This is a genomic window from Janthinobacterium sp. SUN100 (assembly GCF_030397705.1).
In the GTDB taxonomy this organism is placed as follows: domain Bacteria; phylum Pseudomonadota; class Gammaproteobacteria; order Burkholderiales; family Burkholderiaceae_D; genus Janthinobacterium; species Janthinobacterium kumbetense.
The window spans coordinates 628688-648482 of the sequence record NZ_JAPUBU010000004.1 but is presented as its reverse complement, the minus strand read 5'-3'; the positions used below and the strand labels follow the sequence as shown (position 1 = coordinate 648482).

The following is a 19795-nucleotide window of genomic DNA, read 5'->3' as shown; positions in this document are numbered from 1 at the left end:
GCGCTCGTGCACGAGGGCATCGATGGCTTGCCATTGCTGGGCTGACATGCTTTCCAGCTTCCACCATTCCGGGTAAATGCCCAGGTTGTACAGGCGCTTGACGGCGCGCAAGACCGTGTCGTCTTGCTGCGGCAGCGACTTCGCAGGAATAATTTCCAACAGCAACTCATGCCCCGTGATTTGCGCCGCGTCGTACAAGCCCTTGATCTGCGCTTCCTGCTCCAGGCGGTTTTCCGGCGTATCGTCCGGGTGCAACTGCACCAGGCACTTGATCACGTGTTCCTTCGGCCACTGCGTCAGGCGCGACGCCAGCGAGCGGCCCCAGTCGAACTGCAGCGGGTTCGATCCCGGCATCTCGACAGGACGGCCGATCCACCAGCCGCGCCCGGTCGCATCGTTGAGCGCATCGACGCCATAACGGTCATCGATCAGCACGCCCGTGCCGCCCTGCAAGCCACGCGCCGCTTCCGTCTGGCCCACGGCTTGCACGAACAGTTGCTTCAGCGTTGAAATCCGCGCTTCATCACTAACGCCCTGTTGCGCCAGCTCAAAGAATTGCGTGCGATGATCAAACGCGAACACGCACAGCTCGTCCCACTGCGGGCGCGCCACCGTCGTGCGGTGCAGGCGCGACAAGGTGGCGTCCCGGTCCGGTTGCGTCAGTTTCGCCGCATTGGCGAGGAAATAGTCGAGCTCCACGGGCGACGGCATGGCCGGTGCGCAGCCGTGGCGCGACACGACGAGGGCGCCGCAGCCATTCGCATAGCGGCAGCACGCCTCGTAATCCTCGCCGCGCAGCCAGCCTTTCAAAAAGCCCGAGAGAAACGCGTCCCCGGCACCCAGCACGTTCAGCACTTCGACGCGCACGCCCTGATAGTTGAAAGCCTCATCGAGACTGGCTGGAATGGCCGCGTCGATGACGGCGCAGCCCAGCGGCCCCCGCTTGACGACCAGCGTGGCACCGCTCACGGCACGCACGGCACGCAAACTGGCCATGATGTCGGCGCCGCCGCCGGCGATCATGAATTCCTCTTCCGTGCCGACGATCAGGTCGAATTGCGGCAGGATCGCCTGCAGGTGGCGCGTTACGCCGTCGTTCGAGACGAAACGCGTTTCGCCGTCCGCCTTGCCTGAGAGTCCCCACAGCACGGGCCGGTAATCGATGTCGATCACGGTGCGCACGTTGTTGGCGCGCGCCAATTTCAGGGCCTGCGTGCTGACGGCGTGCATGGCAGCCGTCGAAAAATGCGTGCCGGTGATCAAGAGGGCCTTGCTGGAAGCGATGAAGGCGGCGTCGACGGCGGATGGCTCGATGGCCATGTCGGCGCAATTTTCACGGTAGAAAATCAGGGGAAAGGTGTTCTTATCCTTGATGCCCAGCATCACCAGCGCCGTCAAACGGTCACCGTCGATGCCGACATGGCTGACGTCGCAACCCTCTTTCGCCAAGGTGTCCGTCAAGAAACGCCCCATGTGGTCGTCGCCCACTTTCGACAGCATGGCGGACTTCAAGCACAGGCGGGCCGTGCCGAAGGCGATATTCGCCGACGAGCCGCCCAGGTACTTGGCGAAACTGGTCGCGTCTTCCAGGGTGCTGCCGATCTGCTGCGCGTACAGGTCCACCGCCAGGCGGCCCAGGCAAATGACGTCCAGCGCGCGTCCCTGGGCAAATTCAGTCGTATTCTTCATGACATGCATTCCTTATGACAATTGCACGATGCGCTGTTCGCGCCATGACACGGTAGCCGCCTCGGCCAGTTCCAGTGCCTTCAAGCCATCATGGACGGTGGTGCGCAAGGGCGCGCCATGGGCAAAGGCGTCGAAAAAGTGCGCCATTTCGCTGGCGTAGGCGGCGCGGTAGCGTTCCAGGAAAAAGTCTTCCGGCCTGTCGACGCTGACGTTCACCGAACCATAGGCCGTCACTTCCGTCGGCTTGTGGTTGCCTGCCTGCAGCATGCCGGCGCTGCCCAGCACTTCGAAGCGCTGGTCGTAGCCGTAGGCGGCGCGGCGCGAGGCATTGATCTGGCACAAACGTCCCTTGGCCGTGCGGATGGTGACGACGGCCGTGTCCAGGTCCCCTGCCTCGCCGATGGCGGGGTCGACGAGGCAACTGCCCGTGGCGTGCACGCTGACGGCTTCATCGTCGAGTATCCAGCGGAAAATGTCGAAATCGTGGATCAGCATATCCTTGAAGATGCCGCCCGAGACCTTGATGTAGCTCACGGGTGGCGGGCCGGGATCGCGGCTGGTGACGACCAGCAATTCGGGCGCGCCGATCTCGCCCGCTTCGATGCGTGTCTTGACGGCATTGAAAGTCGGGTCGTAGCGGCGCTGGAAACCGATCATGCACAGCACGCCAGCATCCTTGACGGCAACGGCGGCGGCGCGCGCACGCTCCGGCGTCAGGTCGACGGGTTTTTCGCAAAAGATGGCCTTGCCGGCGGCCGCCGCGCGCACGATCAGGTCCGCATGCGTATCCGTGCTCGACGCGATCAGCACGGCCTTGACTTCAGGGTCGGCCAGCACCGCTTCCACGCTGGCGACGCTGGCGCCATGCAGGGCCGCCACTTCCGCCGCCGCACCCGCATGCACGTCAACCACGTATTTCAGGCGCACGCCAGGCTGGCGCACCAGATTGCCGGCGTGAATGCGGCCGATGCGCCCGGCGCCGAACAATGCCACTTGAATCATTTCCATCTCCTTGATAGTCGGGATAATGCTGCCCGGAAATGCACACGTGTGCATTTCCGGGCAAAAAAGGTTAAAACAGGTGGATGACGCCCAGCATCACACCGCTGAGCTTGGCACCCTTCTTGGTGGCGGCGAAGGCATTGCCGCCAAACGTGTAGTTGGCGTTCCTGTCGTTATTCGTTTGCGTATAGTAGGCGTAGACGGTGCTGCGCTTGGACAGGTAATACTCGTAGCCCAGGGTGGCCTGCTTGGCGCCGCTGTCGTCGCCGCGCACCAGGGTGGTCGCCTTGATGGTCACGCTGCTGCCGTTGGGCGCGCTGCCGGACACGTCGCCTGCCACGCCGAACCGGCCGATGAAGGAACCGCCGCCCGCCTTGTAGGCGCCCGTGATGGTGAAGTAGTCGCGCTGCAAGTCGCCGCCGGCCACGTCATACACCATGCGGTTCCAGGCCACGCCCACGTCGCCGCCGCCGCCGCCGAAGTTGTAATTGCCCACGGCGCGGAACATCTTTTCGCTGAAGCCGGGACGCAAGTCCTTGTGCTTTTCATAGCCGACGGCTCCCTTGATGGGGCCGTTCACGTATTGCACGATGCCCGAATAGATGCGGTCGCCGTTCGATGCCTCGTTTTCGCTGGCGCGGTAAATCGTGGCGCTGAAGCCTTGCAGCACGGGCGTGCGGTAGCTGACGGCGTTCGAACTGCGGCGGTTGAAGCCTTCGCCGCCCAGCTGGGAGATGTTGGCGTCATCCTGGATGCCTTCGCCCACGAAACGGTTGGTGTAGCCGTTGATCTGGCGAATCGGCGTGGCGAAGCGGCCCAGCGCGATGCGGCCATAGGCGGGGTTTTCCAGCCCGACAAAGGTATCCTTGCTATTGATGACGCCCGTTCCATCGTCCAGCTTGGCATTGCCCTCGATCTGGAAGAAGGCCGTGTTGCCATTGCCCAAGTCTTCCCTTCCCCGGAAGCCGATCTTCGAGGAATTGTCCGATACGCGAGAAATGGATTCGCCATTCGGCGCCGTGGCCGAGCTTGACGTTTCGATACGGTCGAAGCCCGCATGGATGCGGCCGTACACGACGACGCTCGATTCAGCCAGCACGCAGCCTGGCACTGCCAGCAAGAATACGGCGGCGATCTTGTTCAACTGCATGGTGTTCATCTCGTTTTTCATCCCGTTTTTCATTTTGTCTCCTGCTTGTTTTTATGGTGGTGGATTACTCATGATGCTCAACAGTGTGTTGCCACTCCGCGCGCCCCTCGCCGGACGCCTGTCCTCCCTTTCAATAAAATGTGCTCAGGCACAGCGCGGCAAGGCCAGCGCTGCCAGTTGCGGATACAGGCGGGGGCCGCCCACCAGGATGGGATTGCCCTTTTCCAGGCCGTTATCGGCCAGGAAATCATTGCAGCGCCCGCCCGCCTCGTTGACGAGCACGATACCGGCCAGGCAATCCCAGGAATTGATGTGCGGCTCGAAATAACCGATCAGGCGCCCGGCCGCCACATAGGCGATCATCAGCGCGCCGGAACCGTTGCGGATGAACATGCCGCCCTCTTCCAGCACGTCGAGCAGGAACGGTAAAAAGGTGTCGGTGCCCACGCGGTGCGAAAAGCCCACGCCCAGCACGCCGCCCTGCAAGCTGGCCACGTCGTTGACGCGCAGCCGCGTTTCGCCGGCCTTCGCCGCCACGTAGGCGCCCTGCCCCTGGCAGGCGTGGAACAGCTCGTCCGCATTCGGGTCGTACACGGCGCCGATGGCCGGCTTGCCGTCGACCAGCACGCCAATCGACACGCACCAGGCCAGCATGCCGTTGACGAAACAGGCCGTGCCGTCGATGGGGTCGATGACCCACACGCAGTGCGCGTCCGACGCCCCGCCGCCCCGCTCCTCGCCCACCACGGCGTCGTCAGGAAAACGCGCGGCGATTTGCGCGCGCACATAGTCTTCCACCATGCGATCGGCGATACTGACCATGTCCTGCAAGCCCTTTTCCTCGATCACCAGTTCCGTGCGGCGGTGAAACATGCCCAGCGCAATCTCGCCGGCCTGGCGGATGATGTGCCGGGCGTAGGCATAGCGCTCCAGGGTGGCCGCGTCGGCCAGTGCCGCTGCCTGTGTCATATCTGTCATGCTTGTCCTCCAATGATGGCTGCGCCATGTTCGTGTACGGTCATGGCGACCGATGTGCCTTGCGTGAAAACCTGGCTCAAGTCGTGCGAGACGGCAAACAGTTCGCCGACCGGCGTGTCGAGCGTGTATTGCATTTCGCGTCCCAGGTAGGTGGCGCGCGCCACGCGCACCACCATGGCGCTGTCGGGCTGCGCAGGCGACAGCAGGATCGCTTCCGGACGCACGGCGAAACTCGCTTCGCCGCTGCGCTGGCTGCGGCATGGCAGACGCAGCCGCAACTTGCCCATGACGCAGGTGGCCTTGCCGTCGGCCACCGCTTCGATCACGCCATCGACGATGTTGGCGTTACAGATGAAGTCGGCGACGAATTTGTCGGCCGGCGATTCGAACAGCTCGTGCGGCGTGCCCTTTTGCGCGATCACTTGCCGGTTCATCACGATGATCTGGTCGGAAATGGCCAGCGCCTCTTCCTGGTCATGCGTGACATACACGGCCGTCAAGCCCAGCTTGACCTGGATGTCGCGGATCTCGTCGCGCACGCGGCGGCGCAGTTTCGTATCGAGGTTCGACAGCGGTTCGTCCAGCAGCAGCACCTTGGGCTGCAGCACCAGCGAACGGGCCACGGCCACCCGCTGCTGCTGGCCGCCCGACAACTCGTTCGGGAAGCGCGCGGCAAAGTCGGCCAGGCCCACCAGGCGCAGGCTTTCCTGCGCCCGTTCCACGGCGCGCGGCTTGGTTTCACCAGACACGATGAGGCCGTAGCACACGTTGTCGAGCACCGTCATGTGCGGAAACAGGGCGTAGGACTGGAACACCATGCTGACGTCGCGCTCGGCGGCCGAGGTCAAGGTGACGTCCTCGCCGGCCAGCAGGATGCGTCCGGCGCTGACGCGTTCCAGGCCGGCGATCAGGCGCAGGGTCGAGGTCTTGCCGCAGCCGCTGGGGCCCAGCAGGGTGACCATGGTGCGCGGCGCGATGGTGAACGAGACGTCGTTCACGGCCAGGGCCTTGCCGTAGCGCTTGGTGACGCCGTCGAATTCCAGCGCGGCAAGCTCTGTTGCTTGGGTAGTAAAGTGGTTCATGCGTAGCTCTTTTCCAGGTTGGGAACGGCGGCCGGCAGCGTTTTTTCGGCGCTCACGCGGCGAAGGCGGCGCTTGCCGACCAGCAAATGGATCAATTGGATGCACAGCAGGATGACGACGATCAAGACCGTGGCGTAGGCAATCGCCGTGCCGTAGTTGCCGTTCGACACCAGGCCGATGATGTAGGACGTGGCCATGTCGTAATCGGCGCTGACGAGGAAGACGACGGCCGAGATCGACGTGATCGAACGCACGAAGCCATACACGAGGGCCGAGGCGATGGCCGGGCGCAACAGCGGCAGGATGACCTTGCGCATGGTGGTCCAGCTGCTGGCGCCCAGGGTGATCGAGGCCTCGTCCAGGCTGCCGTCGAGCTGGCGCATGGCGGCGATGCCCGTACGCAAGCCCATCGGCATGTTGCGGAAGACAAAGCACAGGATCAAAATCGTCGCCGTGCCCGTCAACTCGATGGGCGCCGAGTTGAACGCCAGGATGTAGCTGATGCCGATGACGGTGCCGGGAATGGCAAAGCTGAGCATGGTGCCGAACTCGAACGCGCTTTTCAGGGCGAATTGCTGGCGCACCAGCAGCCAGGCCGAGAGGATGCCGACAAAGGCCGTCAAGGGCGCGGCGATGGCCGAAATCGTCAAGGTGGTGAACAGCGACGGCCAGGCCTGGCCCGTCCAGTGCCAGCCGGAAGCGCCCGCCGTGATGCCGAAAGCGTCGATGTAATGGCGCAAGGTGAAGGCGTTGTCCTGGCCCCAGTTATTCACGAAGCCGCCCGCCACCACCGTGCCGTAGATCAGGGCCGTGAAGGCGAACCATGGCAGGGCGATGGTCCACAGCGTGGTTTTCAGGCGCGGGTTGAGCGAGGCGTGGCCGCCGTGGTCGGCCTTGCCCGTCACCGTCACATACGATTTCTTGCCCAGCCACAAGTTCTGGATGAAGAAGGCGCCCACGGCAAAGGTCAGCAGCACGATGGCCAGGGTGGCGGCACGGCCCTGGTCGTTCGAGGCGCCCACCACGGAAAAGAAGATTTCCGTCGACAGCACGTGGAAATTGCCGCCCAGCACCATCGGGTTGCCGAAGTCGGCCATGCTTTCGATAAAGCACAGCAAAAAGGCATTGGCGATGCCGGGACGCATCAAGGGCAGCGACACCTTGACGAAGGTTTGCCAGCTGCTGGCGCCCAGGGTGCCCGACGCTTCTTCCAGCGAAGGGCTGACGCCCTCCACCACACCAATTAATGTCATAAAGGCGATCGGCGCAAAGGCCAGCATCTGCGACAGCCACACGCCCGTCATGCCGTACAGCCAGCGGCTCTGCTCGATACCGAACAGGTCGCCGACGAGGCCCGTGATGGCACCGTTGCGGCCGAACAGCAGGATCAGGGCCAGGCCCAGCACGAAAGGCGGTGTGACGATGGGGAGTATCGTAATGGCGCGCATCGGGCGTACCCAGCGGCCATTGGTGCGCGTCACCAAGAGGGCGAACACGAGACCGAGGAAGGTGGCCGACACGCCCGTTAGCAGCGCCAGCGCCAGGGTGTTCCAGGCCACGCCGCAGCGGCCGGGACCGGACACGCAATTGAGGCTCCAGATGCCGGGGTCCGCCAGGCGGCGCGCCAGGGCCGCGGCACCCGTGCCGCCATCATCCATGGGCTGGCCGGCGCTGACGAGGATCAGCGCGACGGGGAACAGCACGAACAGGGAGATCAGGCAAATAATGAGGCCGATGGCGCCGGCGACGAAGGCGTCGCCGCGGCAGACGCCGCAGGCTGCGGCGCCCGAGGTGAGGAGGAACAGCAGGCACAGCGCCAGCAGCAGCGCGCCAAAGCCCAGGCCCGTGCTGGCGGCCAGCGGCCCCCAGCCCAGCCATGCCAGCCACAGCAAGCCGGCGCCGCCGATGGCGATCTGGCCCAGGCCCAGGGTCTTGCGCGGCACATTGCCGGCCACCAGCGCGGCGCTGGCGGCGATCAGGGCGAAGAACACGCTCAGCGGCCAGGCGCCGAACGACAGCAGGTGCAGCACGGCCGGTGCGCCACGGTCACTGAAGAACTGGCCGTCGCGCAACCATTCGCCGGCAAACAATCCCGCTTCCTGTTGCTGCCAGGGCAACAGGCACAACGCTGCCAGGGCGGCCAGCAGCCAGCCGTAAAATATCTTTTTCATGAGGTCTCTATCCAGCTAAGTAGACCCGCCGGCATGGCCATTGCGGCATGCGGCAGGTTCGGTACGATGACAGTCTTTACGCCTTAATTGCCGGCAGAATAAATCTGCGTCGTCCAGCGCTGTAATAAGCGCTTGCGCGTGTCCGAGGCGCCATACTTGGCGAAGTCGTAGTTGATGGTCTTGATGTTTTCCAGGCGGGGCGAGGCGGCGGGAATGGTGGCGGCCACATTGGACGGGATCTGGAACGCCAGCGCTTTCACGGCTTCGCTCTGCACGTCGGGACGCAGGGCGAATTCATAGAATTTCTTTGCCTGCTCCATGTTTTTCGCGCCCTTGACGATGCTCATCGAGCCGATCTCGTAACCCGTGCCTTCGCAGGGCGGCAAGACTTTCACGGGGAAACCGGCCACGGTGAGCTTCATCAGGTCATGCATGAAACCGATGGCCACGCCCGCTTCGCCGCGGCCCACGTCCTCGCCGGGCGCCACGCCCGCGTTCGGATACTTGCTGACGTTCTGGCCCATTTTCGCCAGGAAATCGAAGGCTTCCTCTTCGCCGAACAGCTGCACCACGGTGGCCAGCGCGTTGTAGGCAGCGCCCGAGGAGTTCGGGTTGGCCATCTCGATCTCGCCCTTGTAGGCGGGCTTGACGAGGTCTTTCCAGCATTGCGGCGGCGGCAGGTTTTTCTTCTTCAGCACGTTTTCGTTGTAGGCCAGGCCCAGGATGCCGATGTAGATGCCGACGGTGCGGTATTTGGCCGTCTCGGCCTGCTTGAGCGCCCACGGCTGCAGCTTGGGCAGGGTGGGCGACTTGTATTCTTCCGTATAGCCTTCGGCGGCCGCTTGCAGGTGCGGGTCGCCCGTGCCGCCCCACCAGATGTCCGATTTCGGGTTCGACGCTTCGGCGCGGATCTTCGCGTAGGCCTCGCCGGCGCTCTTCCTGATCATCGATACCTTGATCTTGCTTTCCGCCTCGAAGCGGTTCTTCATCAGCTGGCACCACTCCATGTCGGCCGAACACAGCACGGACAGGCGTTCCTCGGCGGCCATGGCCGTCATCGGCAGGGCCAGGCTTATAGCAATCGCAACATTGCGCATCTTCATCGTCTCACTCCAAGTTTGTTGTCGTTGTGGTACTTCAGACCGCACCGCTATCTTGCGGTGTCACTGTCCAGGGATGTGCTTTTTCAAGACTTGCACTGCATTGCACACGTGTGCACACCTTACCACCAGCCGATTTTGACTGTCAACAAGAATCTCGGCAGGCGGGCGGCGTGGTGTTTTACCGACAAAAAAAGCCGCCAGCGTTGCAGCTGGCGGCTTTCGGGACCGCTGGGGTCAGAGGGGTGTTACTGCCAGGCTTCCTTGCCCTCGCGTGGCTTGCCTACCATCAGCAGCGCGCCCAGGGTCAGCACGGCTGCCAGCGACAGGTAATAGCCCACGTACTGCAAGCCATAGTTCGTGGCCAGCCAGGTGGCGATGTACGGCGCCAGCGAGGCGCCCAGGATGCCGGCCAGGTTGAACGTCAGCGACGCGCCCGTGTAGCGCACTTCGGGCGGGAACAGTTCGGACAACATCGTGCCCAGCGGTCCGTAGGTCATGCCCATCAGGCCCAGGCCGACGGCCATGAAGACCGTCACTTCCCACGTCACGCCCGAACCGAACATGGGCGCGAGCACCAGGCCGAAGATGGCAATGGCGACGGAGACCCAGATCAGGGTGGCGCGGCGGCCGCGGCGGTCGGCCAGCACGGCCGAGAATGGAATCGTCAGGGCGAAGAACAGCACGGCAAACAGCTGCACGACGAGGAATTCCTTGCGCGTGAAACCCAGCTTGGTCGTACCCCAGCTCAGCGCGAACACCGTCATCAGGTAGAACAGCACGAAAGTGGCCAGGGCGATGATGGTGCCCAGGAACAACATGCGGCCATGCTGGCGGAACACGGTGGCCACCGGCAGTTTGACGACCTCGTTCTTGTCGATGACTTTCTGGAAGTCCGGCGTTTCCGTGATCTTCAGACGCACGTACAGGCCGACAATGACCAGCAGCGCGCTGGCGAGGAACGGGATGCGCCAGCCGTAGCTGAAGAATTGCTCATCGGTCATGGTTTCGCTCAGCAGCAGGAAGATGCCGCCCGACAGGAAGAAGCCGATCGGCGCGCCCAGCTGCGGGAACATGCCGTACCAGGCGCGCTTGCCCGGTGGCGCGTTTTCCGTGGCCAGCAGTACCGCGCCGCCCCACTCGCCGCCCAGGCCCAGGCCCTGGCCGAAACGGCACAGCGCCAGCAGCAGCGGCGCCAGGGTGCCGATGGCGGCATACGTCGGCAGCAAGCCGATGATGACGGTGGAGATACCCATGGTCAGCAAGGCGGCCACGAGGGTCGCCTTGCGGCCGATGCGGTCGCCGAAGTGGCCGAACACGGCCGAACCGATGGGACGGGCGAAGAAGGCGATGGCGAACGTGGCCAGCGACTGCAGCACGGCGGCCGACGGGTCGCCGGCGGGGAAGAACAGTTTCGGAAACACCAGCACGGCGGCGGTGGCGTAGATATAAAAGTCAAAGAACTCGATGGTGGTGCCGATCAGGCTGGCGAACAGCACCGTGCCGGGGGAATTTTTCTTGGGGGGGGTGCTCATTTACTGCGCTCCTTGGGGAGGGTGTCTAAAGGCCATTCTCTGGATGTTTTTTCAGGCAGCAGCACAGCACGTTGTCTAGGCGCGCGGTTCACATATCATAGCCGTGCGCGGACGTATTTGCTGTGAATTTGCTATTAAATTCGCAAACAAATTCCACGCAGCAACACGCCGTTGTTAACGGCAGACAACGGTGAACAAACGCGCGCTATCGCGCTGCGATCAGTGCTGATTTAGAGAAACAACGGTCGTGCGCCATCCGGTTACCCGGGGCACGGCAGGAAAGGCGTCAGGGGATGGGCGACGTGTATCAGGCCCGGCGTATCGCCAGGCATTCCGTACCAGACCCGCGCGTCGGCATCGCGGCATCGGTCATTTGTGGTGAATCCTTGCCTGCGGCCCCTCCGGGTGGAGCGGGCCGGCGATGATCGCGCCTGCATCACGAAGGATGCGGTTGATCTTGCTGTAAGCGGCTTATGATACGCGCAGTGGTGCGGTGCGGCAAGAAATGATGGAAACCGCCTACGCGTCGATCAGGGCGAACGCCTTGGCGATCTCCGCGCTGTCGAGCGGGCGCACGAGGCGCGCCACTTCCTGGCCATCCTTGAGGAAAATCAAGGTCGGCCACAGTTTCACCCGGAAGTAACGTCCCAGGGCGCGGCCGGGGCCGTCTTCCACGCGCAGGTGCGGCACCTCGGGGTGCTGTGCAAAGGCGGCAGCCAGCGGCGCCTGGGTGGCGCGGCAGTGGCCGCACCAGCCCGTGCCAAATTCCAGCAGGGCCGGCCCCGCCAGGGCGTCGATCCCGGCCCGCGTGGGTTGCGCCACAGCATACGTGTCATTCATCATGCCAGTCTCCTTGACAACTTAGACCACTTTCACGCGCAAGGTCTCCAGGCCATCGATGGCCCCAACCAGTTCGTCGCCGCGCTGCACGGCCGCCACGCCGGCCGGCGTGCCCGTGTAGATCAGATCGCCGGGCTGCAAGGTAAAGTAGGTCGACAGGTCGGCGATGGTTTCCGCCACATTCCAGATCAGCATGTCGATGCTGCTGCCCTGGCGCAACTCGCCATTCACGTGCAGGGTGATGGCGGCATGGCTGACGTCGCCCGCCTGCGCGGCCGGGGTGATGGAACCGATGGGCGCCGAGTGCTCGAACGCCTTGCCCGTCTCCCACGGACGGCCCTGCTTTTTCGCCGCGCCCTGCACGTCGCGGCGCGTCATGTCCAGGCCGATCGCATAGCCCCACACGTGATCCAGCGCATCGGCCACGCCGATATCGCTGCCGCCCTTGCCGATGGCCACCACCAGTTCCATCTCGTGTTGGAAATCCTGCGTCTGCGCCGGATACGGCAACTCGCCCGTCGTGCCGGCAGGCACGGGCAGCACGGCGTCGGCAGGTTTCATGAAGAAAAACGGCGCCTCGCGGCCCGTGTGGCCCATTTCCTGGGCATGGTCGACATAGTTGCGGCCCACGCAATAGATGCGGTGAACGGGAAAAGTATCAACGCTGCCGCTGACGGGAACGCTGGGCTGGATGGCTGCGGCAATGACATACGACATGGAAACTCCTGTTCGGCACGATAAAAAGGCGGTGATGAAAAAGGGGACACCGCAGTGTCCCCTTATTTTACGGCAAGCTTACTTCAGCAGTCCCGAGCGGCTCGGGTCCGGCATGCGGATGGCCACGATGAAGGAAATCAGGCACATGATGGTCACGTACCAATAGAAATACTCTTCCACGTGCCAGGCCTTGAACTGCAGCGCCACGTATTCGGCCGAACCGCCGAACATGGCGTTGGCGACCGCATACGACAGGCCCACGCCCAGCGCGCGCACTTCGACGGGGAACATTTCCGCCTTGATCAAACCGCTGATCGACGTATAGAAGCTGATGATGGCCAGCGCGATGATGATCAGGCCAAACGCCGCGTACGGGCTGGTGATGTCTTTCAAGGCATGCATGATCGGCAACACGCACAGGGTGGCCAGGCCGCCGAAGAACAGCATCGAGGTGCGGCGGCCGATGCGGTCCGACAAGGCGCCGAACACGGGCTGCAAAATCATGTAGACGAGCAAGGCGCACGTCATGACAGCGCTGGCCGTCTTGGTATCCATGCCGGCCGTGTTGACCAGGTATTTCTGCATGTAGGTGGTAAACGTGTAGAACACGAGCGAGCCGCCGGCCGTAAAGCCGAGCACGGTGATGAAGGCGCGCTTGTGCTTGAGCAAGCCGCGCAAGCTGCCCGCGTCCTTGTCCTTGCGCTCGCTGGCGGTGGTCGTTTCCGTCAGGGATTTACGCAGGTTCAGCGACACGAGGGCCGCCAAGGCGCCGAAGACGAACGGGATGCGCCAGCCCCAGGCACGCAATTCTTCCAGGGTCAGCAATTGCTGCAAGACCACCAGCACCAGCAAGGCCAGCAACTGGCCGCCGATCAGGGTCACGTACTGGAACGAGGCGAAGAAACCGCGCTTGCCCGATTCCGACACTTCGCTCATGTAAGTGGCGCTGGTACCGTATTCGCCGCCCACGGACAAGCCCTGGAACAGGCGCGCCACCAGCAGCAGGAACGGGGCGAAGGCGCCGATGGTTTCATACGTGGGCAGCACGGCGATCATCAGCGAGCCGCCGCACATCATCAGCACGGAAATCATCATCGACTGGCGGCGGCCGTATTTGTCGGCGATGCGGCCGAACAGCCAGCCGCCCACGGGACGCATGAGGAAGCCGGCAGCAAAGATGCCGGCCGTCTGCAGCAGCTGCGTCGTCGGGTTACCGGAAGGGAAGAAGGCGTGCGAGAAGTACAGCGCGCAGAACGAGTAAATATAGAAGTCGAACCATTCGACCAGGTTACCGGAGGAAGCGCCAATGATGGCCTTGATGCGCTGCTGGGATGTCAGCTGCGCAACGTCATGCGGAGTATCGTGGGATGTCATATCAGTCTTCTTGTTCGTGTGAAAAAGCCAACGCCAGCCGGGTTTCCCAGGCTGGTTTTGCATCATACGCCCTTGATCAGGGTCAAAAAGCCGCCCGGCATACGCGTTAATACGTATCACCGGCAACTTTTTTCACCTGCAGGCGGGCGGAATCAGACCCGTTCCAGCACCAGCGCGATGCCCTGGCCGATGCCGATGCCGCATCTTGTGTCAGTGCACAGTGCATGGTGCCTGCCCGGACGCGCTGGAGGTCAGACCCGTTCCAGCACCAGCGCGATACCCTGGCCCACGCCGATGCACATGGTGCACAAGGCATAGCGCCCGCCCGTGCGGTGCAGCTGGTTGACGGCCGTCATGGCCAGGCGCGCGCCCGACGCGCCCAGCGGGTGGCCCAGGGCGATGGCGCCGCCATTCGGGTTCACGCGCGGGTCGTCGTCGGGTAAACCCAGCTGGCGCAGCACGGCCAGGCCCTGGGCGGCAAACGCTTCATTGAGTTCGATGACGTCGAAATCGGCCAGGCTCAAGCCCGTCATGGCCAGCACTTTCAGGGTGGCGGGCGCGGGGCCGATGCCCATGATGCGGGGCGCCACGCCGGCCGTCGCCATGGCCACGACGCGGGCGCGGGGCGTCAGGCCAAAGCGGGCCGCGTTGGCTTCATCAGCCAGCAGCAGGGCCGCGGCGCCATCGTTGACGCCGGACGCGTTGCCGGCCGTGATCGTGCCGTCCGCGCGCACGACGGGCTTGAGTTTCGTCAAGGTTTCCAGGGTGGTGGCGCGTGGATGCTCGTCGCGGGCAACGACGACGGGATCGCCCTTCTTTTGCGCGATGCTGACGGGGCAGATTTCACTGTCGAACACGCCCGCCTGCTGCGCCGCCAGCGCTTTCACCTGGCTGGCCAGGGCGAACGCATCCTGATCGAGACGGCTGATGCCGAAATCGCTGGCCACGTTTTCCGCCGTTTCCGGCATCGAATCGACGCCGTACTGCGCCTTCATCAAGGGATTGATGAAGCGCCAGCCGATGGTCGTGTCTTCCATTTTCATGCCGCGCGAAAAGGCGCTGTCCGCCTTGCCCATGACAAACGGCGCGCGGCTCATGCTTTCCACGCCGCCGGCGATCAGCAAGCCCGCTTCGCCGCTCTTGATGAAGCGGGCGGCGCTGCCGATGGCGTCCAGGCCCGAGCCGCACAGGCGGTTCAGGGTGGCGCCCGGCACGCTGTCGGGCAATCCCGCCAGCAGGGCCGCCATGCGCGCCACGTTGCGGTTGTCCTCGCCCGCCTGGTTGGCGCAGCCGTACAGCACGTCGGTGACGGCGTTCCAGTCCACATTCGGGTTGCGCGCCATCAAGGCGCGGATGGGCACGGCACCCAGGTCGTCGGCGCGCACGCCGGCGAGTCCACCGCCATAGCGGCCAAACGGCGTGCGCTGGGCGTCGCAAATGTAAGCATGAGTCATGTTCTTTCCTCCAAGAAAGTGTATTGAATGGGCGGTAAATTAACGTCCGTCCGTCAGCGGCACGGCCGTCAACGCTTGCAACTGCTCGAAACTCAAGCCATCCACCAGTTCGACGACCGTGGCGCCGGCGGGCGACAGGTCGAGCACGGCCAGGTCGCTGTAGATGCGGCTGACGCAGGCTATGCCCGTCAGCGGATAGCTGCAGGCCTGCACCAGCTTGCTTTCACCCGTCTTGGTCAGCAATTCCATCATGACCCAGGTTTTTTTCGCGCCGATGGCCAGGTCCATGGCCCCGCCCACGGCGGGAATGGCGTCAGACGCGCCCGTGTGCCAGTTGGCCAGGTCGCCCGTGGCGGAGACTTGAAACGCGCCCAGCACGCAGATATCCAGGTGGCCGCCGCGCATCATGGCGAAGCTGTCGGCATGGTGGAAGTAACTGCCGCCGGCCAGCAGGGTGACGGGCTGCTTGCCCGCGTTGATCAGGTCGTAGTCTTCCTCGCCCGGCGCGGGCGCGGGGCCCATGCCGATCACGCCGTTTTCGCTGTGCAGGATGATGTCCGCGCCGGCCGGCAAGTGGTTCGCCACCAGGGTCGGCAAGCCGATGCCCAGGTTGACGACATTGCCTTCATGGATGTCGGCCGCCACGCGGGCCGCCATTTGATCTCGATTCCATTTATTCACTTGATATTCCTCAGGCAGCTTTGAAGCCGGCGGGGCCGGTGGCCGTGCGCGGCACTTGCACCAGGCGCTGCACGAACAGGCCCGGCGTGATGACGTGCTCGGGATCGATGCTGCCCAGCTCGGCAACTTCATGCACGGAAGCAATGCTGACTTTCGCGGCCATGGCCATGATGGGGCCGAAGTTGCGCGCCGTCTTGCGGTAAGTCAGGTTGCCCCAGCGGTCGCCCTGCTCCGCCTTGATCAGCGCGAAGTCGGCGTGGATCGGCGACTCGAACACATACATGCGGCCGTCGATCTCGCGCGTTTCCTTGCCCTTCGCCAAATCCGTACCGTAACCCGTGGGCGTGAAAAAGCCGCCGATGCCGGCGCCGGCGGCGCGAATGCGCTCGGCCAGATTGCCCTGCGGCACCAATTCCAGCTCCAGCTTGCCCGCGCGGTACAGCGCGTCGAACACATGGGAATCGGCCTGTCGGGGGAACGAGCAGATGATCTTGCGCACTTGCCCGTTTTTCAGCAGGGCGGCCAGGCCCGTGTCGCCATTGCCCGCATTGTTGTTGACGATGACGAGGTCGCGCGCGCCCTGGGCGATCAAGCCGTCGATCAGCTCGGCCGGCTGGCCCGCGCCGCCGAAGCCGCCAATCATGACGGTGGCGCCATCGTGGATATCGGCCAGCGCATCAAGCACGCTGGAACGCAGTTTGTCGATCATTGCCTGTCTCCTCCCAATCAAACTCATCAGACATTTGTTCGTATAACGAACAAATATTCGTATTTAGAACTTATTCGTGAGAATATGCCTGATCGGGGCGCTTGTCAATTTGCCGTTTTCGCCGGCGCCATGGCTATAATTGCCACCTTGACCAATTGGAATCGCCATGACCGCACGCAGCAGCACGCCCCTTTCCGCCGAAGAAACCCTCGATGCCGACGGCGCGCCACGTCCCGGCGACAGCTATGTGCAATCGTTCGCGCGCGGCCTGGCCGTGCTGCGCAGCTTTGGCGCGGACGCGCCGCAACAGACCCTGAGCGAAGTGGCGGAGCGGGCGCAGCTGACGCGCGCAGGCGCGCGGCGCATCCTGCACACCTTGTTGCATCTTGGCTACGTGGAAGCGGATGGGCGGCTGTTCCGCCTGACGCCGAAGGTGCTCGACCTCGGCTATGCCTATTTGTCGTCGCTGCCCGTGTGGACGCAGGCGCAGCCGCTGCTGGAAGAATTGATGCAGACCTTGCGCCAGTCGTGCTCGGCCACCGTGCTCGACGGCGACGACATCGTGTATGTAGTGCGCCTGTCCGCGCACCGCACCATGTCGATCAACCTGGGCATCGGCAGCCGCCTGCCCGCCTACTGCACCTCGATGGGACGGGTTTTACTGTCGGGCCTGGCGCCCGAGGTGCTGCGCGAACGGCTGTCGAAGATGGCGTTGCTGAAAATCACGCCGGCGACCAAGGTCGATATCGACCTCTTGATGGAAGAGATTGCGCAAGTGCGGCGCCAGGGCTGGTGCCTGGTGCAGGAAGAGCTGGAACAGGGCTTGATCGCCCTGGCCGCGCCCGTGTTCGACCGAGCCGGCAAGGTGGCGGCGGCGATCAACGTCAGCGGCCAGACGGCGGGGCCGTCCGTCGCGCACCTGCTGGAACACAGCTTGCCGAAACTGCTCGATACGGCAAGCCGGGTCAGCGCCCTGGTGCGCGTGCAGCAGTAGGAATTATTTCCTGAACCTTATTTCTTGAATTTGGCGCACGGGTCCGGGCGCGGTTGCGCCGGCATCGTTTGCGTCAGGTCAAACGTGCCCTTGTAGCCGCTGCCGCCCTGCTCCAGATAGCCGATGCTGCGCACGTTCAGCTGCGGGTCGGCCAGCTTCAGCCAGCGGGGCACGCCGATATCCTTGCGCACGTGGTCGTTGCCGGCGATCAACACCACGTCGCGCGGCGCCTGGTCGCGGATCAGCTTGGCCATCCAGATATCGCGCGCCACCTGGGCGTTGACGACACCTTTGATCATCATGTCGGGCAGCATATTGCAGCGGGCCGCCTGGACTTCCTTCTCTTGTCCGTCCAGGATATCGGCCGGCACGGGCGCGGCCAGGTACGTGGCCACCATGGCGGGCGGCATGGCCCACTGGATGCCGTCGCGCACGATGCGCGAGGCATCGGCGGGCGACAGGTTGCCGGCGACCAGACTCAGCTGATAGCTGACGACGAGGTCCAGCACGGGCCGGTACAAGCTCCAGTCCCAGCGCGGCTGTTCCATCACGCGGATGATGCAATCGGGGTCGGCGCAATCGCGCGCGGCGCGCGTCAGCAAGGCCTGGTTTTCGCGGTCGAACTGTTCCATGACAATCACGGGACGCCAGCCGGTCGCCAGGCGGCGGCGCAATTCCTCGACGCGCAGGCGCTGGCCTTGCGCATTGTCATGGACTTCGCCCAGCAGCAACACTTGCGGATTGGGCAAGGTGTCGGCCACGGGCACGGGAGCGGGCGGAGCATCTTTCTTCAGCAAGCTGCCGCAGGCGGCCAGCGCCAGCACGCTGCACAACAGGGCGGCGCGCGCGCCGGCGCGGAAAATCACGGTTTTCATGTCAGGCGGGTATCTTCAAGTGGCGATGCGCCAGATTGTACCGTCTCAGGCCGGCGCCGGCAGCTTGCGGCGCTCCAGCACTTCAAAGACAAGCATGCCGGCCAGCATGGCGCCGGTAAACAGCCACGCCTTCGGCTGGCCCGCCAGCAGGGAGACGAGGGCGGGGCCGGGACAGAAACCGGCGATGCCCCAGCCCGCGCCAAAGGCCAAGCTGCCCAGCAGCAGGCGCCGGTCGATGCGCCGCGATACTGGCAATTGCATGGGTTCGCCCAGCAGCGCCGTGCTGCGCCGCCGCGCCAGCCAGAAGGCAGGCATGGCCACGCCGATGGCGCCGCCCATCACCAGCGCCAGCGACGGGTCCCAGGCGCCGGCCAGGTCGAGGAAGCCGAGCACCTTGGCCGGGTTGCTCATGCCGGAAACGATCAGGCCCAGGCCGAAGACGAGGCCGCTCAACAGGGAAAGGATCAGCTTGCTCATAAGCTTGCTCACAGATGGCGCAACAGATAGACGGTGAGGAAACCGGCCGCCATGAAGGCGATGGTGGCCGCCAGCGAACGCAGTGACAGGCGCGACAGGCCGCACACGCCGTGGCCGCTGGTGCAGCCGGCGCCATAGCGCACGCCCACGCCCACCAGCAAGCCCGCCACGATCAGGGCGGGCGTGCCCGCATCGATCCGCACGGGCGGCAAGGCTTGCCACAGCGAATACAGCAAGGGCGTGCCGACCAGGCCGGCAAGAAAGGCGATGCGCCAACCCAGGTCGCCACGGCGCGGCCGCAGCAAGCCGCCGACGATGCCGCTGATGCCGGCGATGCGGCCATTGAACAGAATCAGCAGGGCCGCGGCCAGGCCGATCAGCATGCCGCCGGCCAGCGAGGCCCACGGCGTGAAATGCTGCCAGTCGATGTGCATGGAAATACTCAGTCCGCTTCGTCGTTGAACGTGGGGCGTGGCGCGCAAAATTGCGCGTACAGCACTTGCAGCACGGCCAGCACGGGCGCGCTGGCGACGCGGTAATAGATCTGCTTGCCGTCGCGCCGCGTGGCCACCAGCATCTCTTCGCGCAGCACGCCCAGCTGCTGCGACAGGGTCGGCTGGCCGATGCCCACTTTTTGCTCGAGGTCGCTGACGCAATGCTCGCCCTGCGATAGCTGGCACAGCAGCATCAATCGGTCGGCATTGCCCATGGCCTTGAGCAGCGAGCTGGCCTTGTAGGCCGAGCCACGCATGGCGTCGAGGTTGTATTCGGCGTGTTGTGTTGCGACTGTCTCCATCGTGCCCTCCCACAGGCGGTCATATTGATCATCATGCGATAAACAATATACTAATCAATATACTGTTTTCCTGCTGGCGATTCGCACAAAAAAACAACAGTGTTTTTCGGCGATAGCGTGCTCATGCGAAGTGTGCGGCAGCGATAGCCATCACGCTATCAAAATGATAAA

General features: G+C 63.9%; 19 protein-coding genes. 1 reads left to right on the top strand and 18 read right to left on the bottom strand.

What is annotated here, in order from left to right:
• The 14 genes from iolC to O0881_RS22950 all read right to left on the bottom strand — a co-directional run.
• On the bottom strand, nt 1-1689 hold a 1689-nt coding region (gene iolC, locus O0881_RS23015; RefSeq protein ID WP_289913238.1), incomplete at its 3' end, for a 5-dehydro-2-deoxygluconokinase.
• A 12-nt stretch (nt 1690-1701) separates the two neighbouring features.
• Nucleotides 1702-2691: an inositol 2-dehydrogenase gene (gene iolG / locus O0881_RS23010; RefSeq protein ID WP_289913237.1), complete on the bottom strand. Its 990-nt coding sequence runs from the start codon at nt 2689-2691 to the stop codon at nt 1702-1704.
• Between the two features lie 70 nt (nt 2692-2761).
• Nucleotides 2762-3874, bottom strand: a complete 1113-nt coding sequence (locus tag O0881_RS23005; RefSeq protein WP_289913236.1) for a porin — start codon at nt 3872-3874, stop codon at nt 2762-2764.
• Nucleotides 3875-3985: 111 nt separating this feature from the next.
• Nucleotides 3986-4819 carry an inositol monophosphatase gene (locus O0881_RS23000; protein ID WP_289913235.1) on the bottom strand — a complete coding sequence of 278 codons (834 nt, stop codon included), beginning with the start codon at nt 4817-4819 and terminating at the stop codon, nt 3986-3988.
• On the bottom strand, nt 4816-5901 hold the full coding sequence (locus O0881_RS22995) for an ABC transporter ATP-binding protein (RefSeq protein WP_099666579.1): 1086 nt from the start codon (nt 5899-5901) through the stop codon (nt 4816-4818). The genes O0881_RS23000 and O0881_RS22995 overlap by 4 nt, the downstream gene beginning before the upstream one ends.
• On the bottom strand, nt 5898-8072 hold the full coding sequence (locus tag O0881_RS22990; RefSeq protein WP_289913234.1) for an iron ABC transporter permease: 2175 nt from the start codon (nt 8070-8072) through the stop codon (nt 5898-5900). Before O0881_RS22990 ends, O0881_RS22995 begins: the two co-directional genes overlap by 4 nt.
• Nucleotides 8073-8155: 83 nt before the next feature.
• A complete protein-coding gene (locus tag O0881_RS22985; RefSeq protein WP_099666577.1) occupies nt 8156-9175 on the bottom strand; it encodes an ABC transporter substrate-binding protein in 1020 nt (339 codons plus the stop codon).
• A gap of 245 nt (nt 9176-9420) precedes the next feature.
• Nucleotides 9421-10707: an MFS transporter gene (locus tag O0881_RS22980; RefSeq protein ID WP_099376599.1), complete on the bottom strand. Its 1287-nt coding sequence runs from the start codon at nt 10705-10707 to the stop codon at nt 9421-9423.
• Nucleotides 10708-11226: 519 nt separating this feature from the next.
• Nucleotides 11227-11550 (bottom strand): thioredoxin family protein, encoded by a 324-nt coding sequence (locus O0881_RS22975; protein WP_289913233.1) that lies wholly within the window; start codon nt 11548-11550, stop codon nt 11227-11229.
• Between the two features lie 18 nt (nt 11551-11568).
• Entirely contained in the window at nt 11569-12264 is a 696-nt protein-coding gene (locus O0881_RS22970; RefSeq protein ID WP_289913231.1) for a fumarylacetoacetate hydrolase family protein, read from the bottom strand.
• A gap of 78 nt (nt 12265-12342) precedes the next feature.
• Nucleotides 12343-13638: an MFS family transporter gene (locus O0881_RS22965; protein WP_099666574.1), complete on the bottom strand. Its 1296-nt coding sequence runs from the start codon at nt 13636-13638 to the stop codon at nt 12343-12345.
• Between the two features lie 251 nt (nt 13639-13889).
• Nucleotides 13890-15092 carry a 3-oxoadipyl-CoA thiolase gene (gene pcaF / locus O0881_RS22960; protein ID WP_289913230.1) on the bottom strand — a complete coding sequence of 401 codons (1203 nt, stop codon included), beginning with the start codon at nt 15090-15092 and terminating at the stop codon, nt 13890-13892.
• A gap of 39 nt (nt 15093-15131) precedes the next feature.
• Nucleotides 15132-15773: a 3-oxoacid CoA-transferase subunit B gene (locus O0881_RS22955; protein WP_289913229.1), complete on the bottom strand. Its 642-nt coding sequence runs from the start codon at nt 15771-15773 to the stop codon at nt 15132-15134.
• Between the two features lie 10 nt (nt 15774-15783).
• On the bottom strand, nt 15784-16482 hold the full coding sequence (locus O0881_RS22950) for a 3-oxoacid CoA-transferase subunit A (RefSeq protein ID WP_077408447.1): 699 nt from the start codon (nt 16480-16482) through the stop codon (nt 15784-15786).
• Nucleotides 16483-16648: 166 nt separating this feature from the next.
• Between O0881_RS22950 and O0881_RS22945 the strand changes: the two genes are divergently transcribed.
• A complete protein-coding gene (locus tag O0881_RS22945) occupies nt 16649-17476 on the top strand; it encodes an IclR family transcriptional regulator C-terminal domain-containing protein (protein WP_289913228.1) in 828 nt (275 codons plus the stop codon).
• 17 nt (nt 17477-17493) lie between these two features.
• On the opposite strand, the gene O0881_RS22940 is transcribed toward O0881_RS22945, so the two are convergent.
• From O0881_RS22940 to O0881_RS22925, 4 genes are read right to left on the bottom strand one after another with little or no spacing between them, the layout of a single operon-like run.
• Complete coding sequence (locus tag O0881_RS22940; protein WP_289913227.1) at nt 17494-18351, bottom strand: ChaN family lipoprotein; 858 nt, start codon at nt 18349-18351, stop codon at nt 17494-17496.
• Nucleotides 18352-18396: 45 nt separating this feature from the next.
• Nucleotides 18397-18828 (bottom strand): YeeE/YedE family protein, encoded by a 432-nt coding sequence (locus O0881_RS22935; RefSeq protein ID WP_289913226.1) that lies wholly within the window; start codon nt 18826-18828, stop codon nt 18397-18399.
• Nucleotides 18829-18836: 8 nt separating this feature from the next.
• Nucleotides 18837-19262, bottom strand: coding sequence for a YeeE/YedE family protein (locus O0881_RS22930; RefSeq protein WP_289913225.1), 426 nt, complete (start codon nt 19260-19262; stop codon nt 18837-18839).
• An 8-nt stretch (nt 19263-19270) separates the two neighbouring features.
• Nucleotides 19271-19624: a metalloregulator ArsR/SmtB family transcription factor gene (locus O0881_RS22925; RefSeq protein ID WP_035822023.1), complete on the bottom strand. Its 354-nt coding sequence runs from the start codon at nt 19622-19624 to the stop codon at nt 19271-19273.
• Nucleotides 19625-19795: the final 171 nt, after the last annotated feature.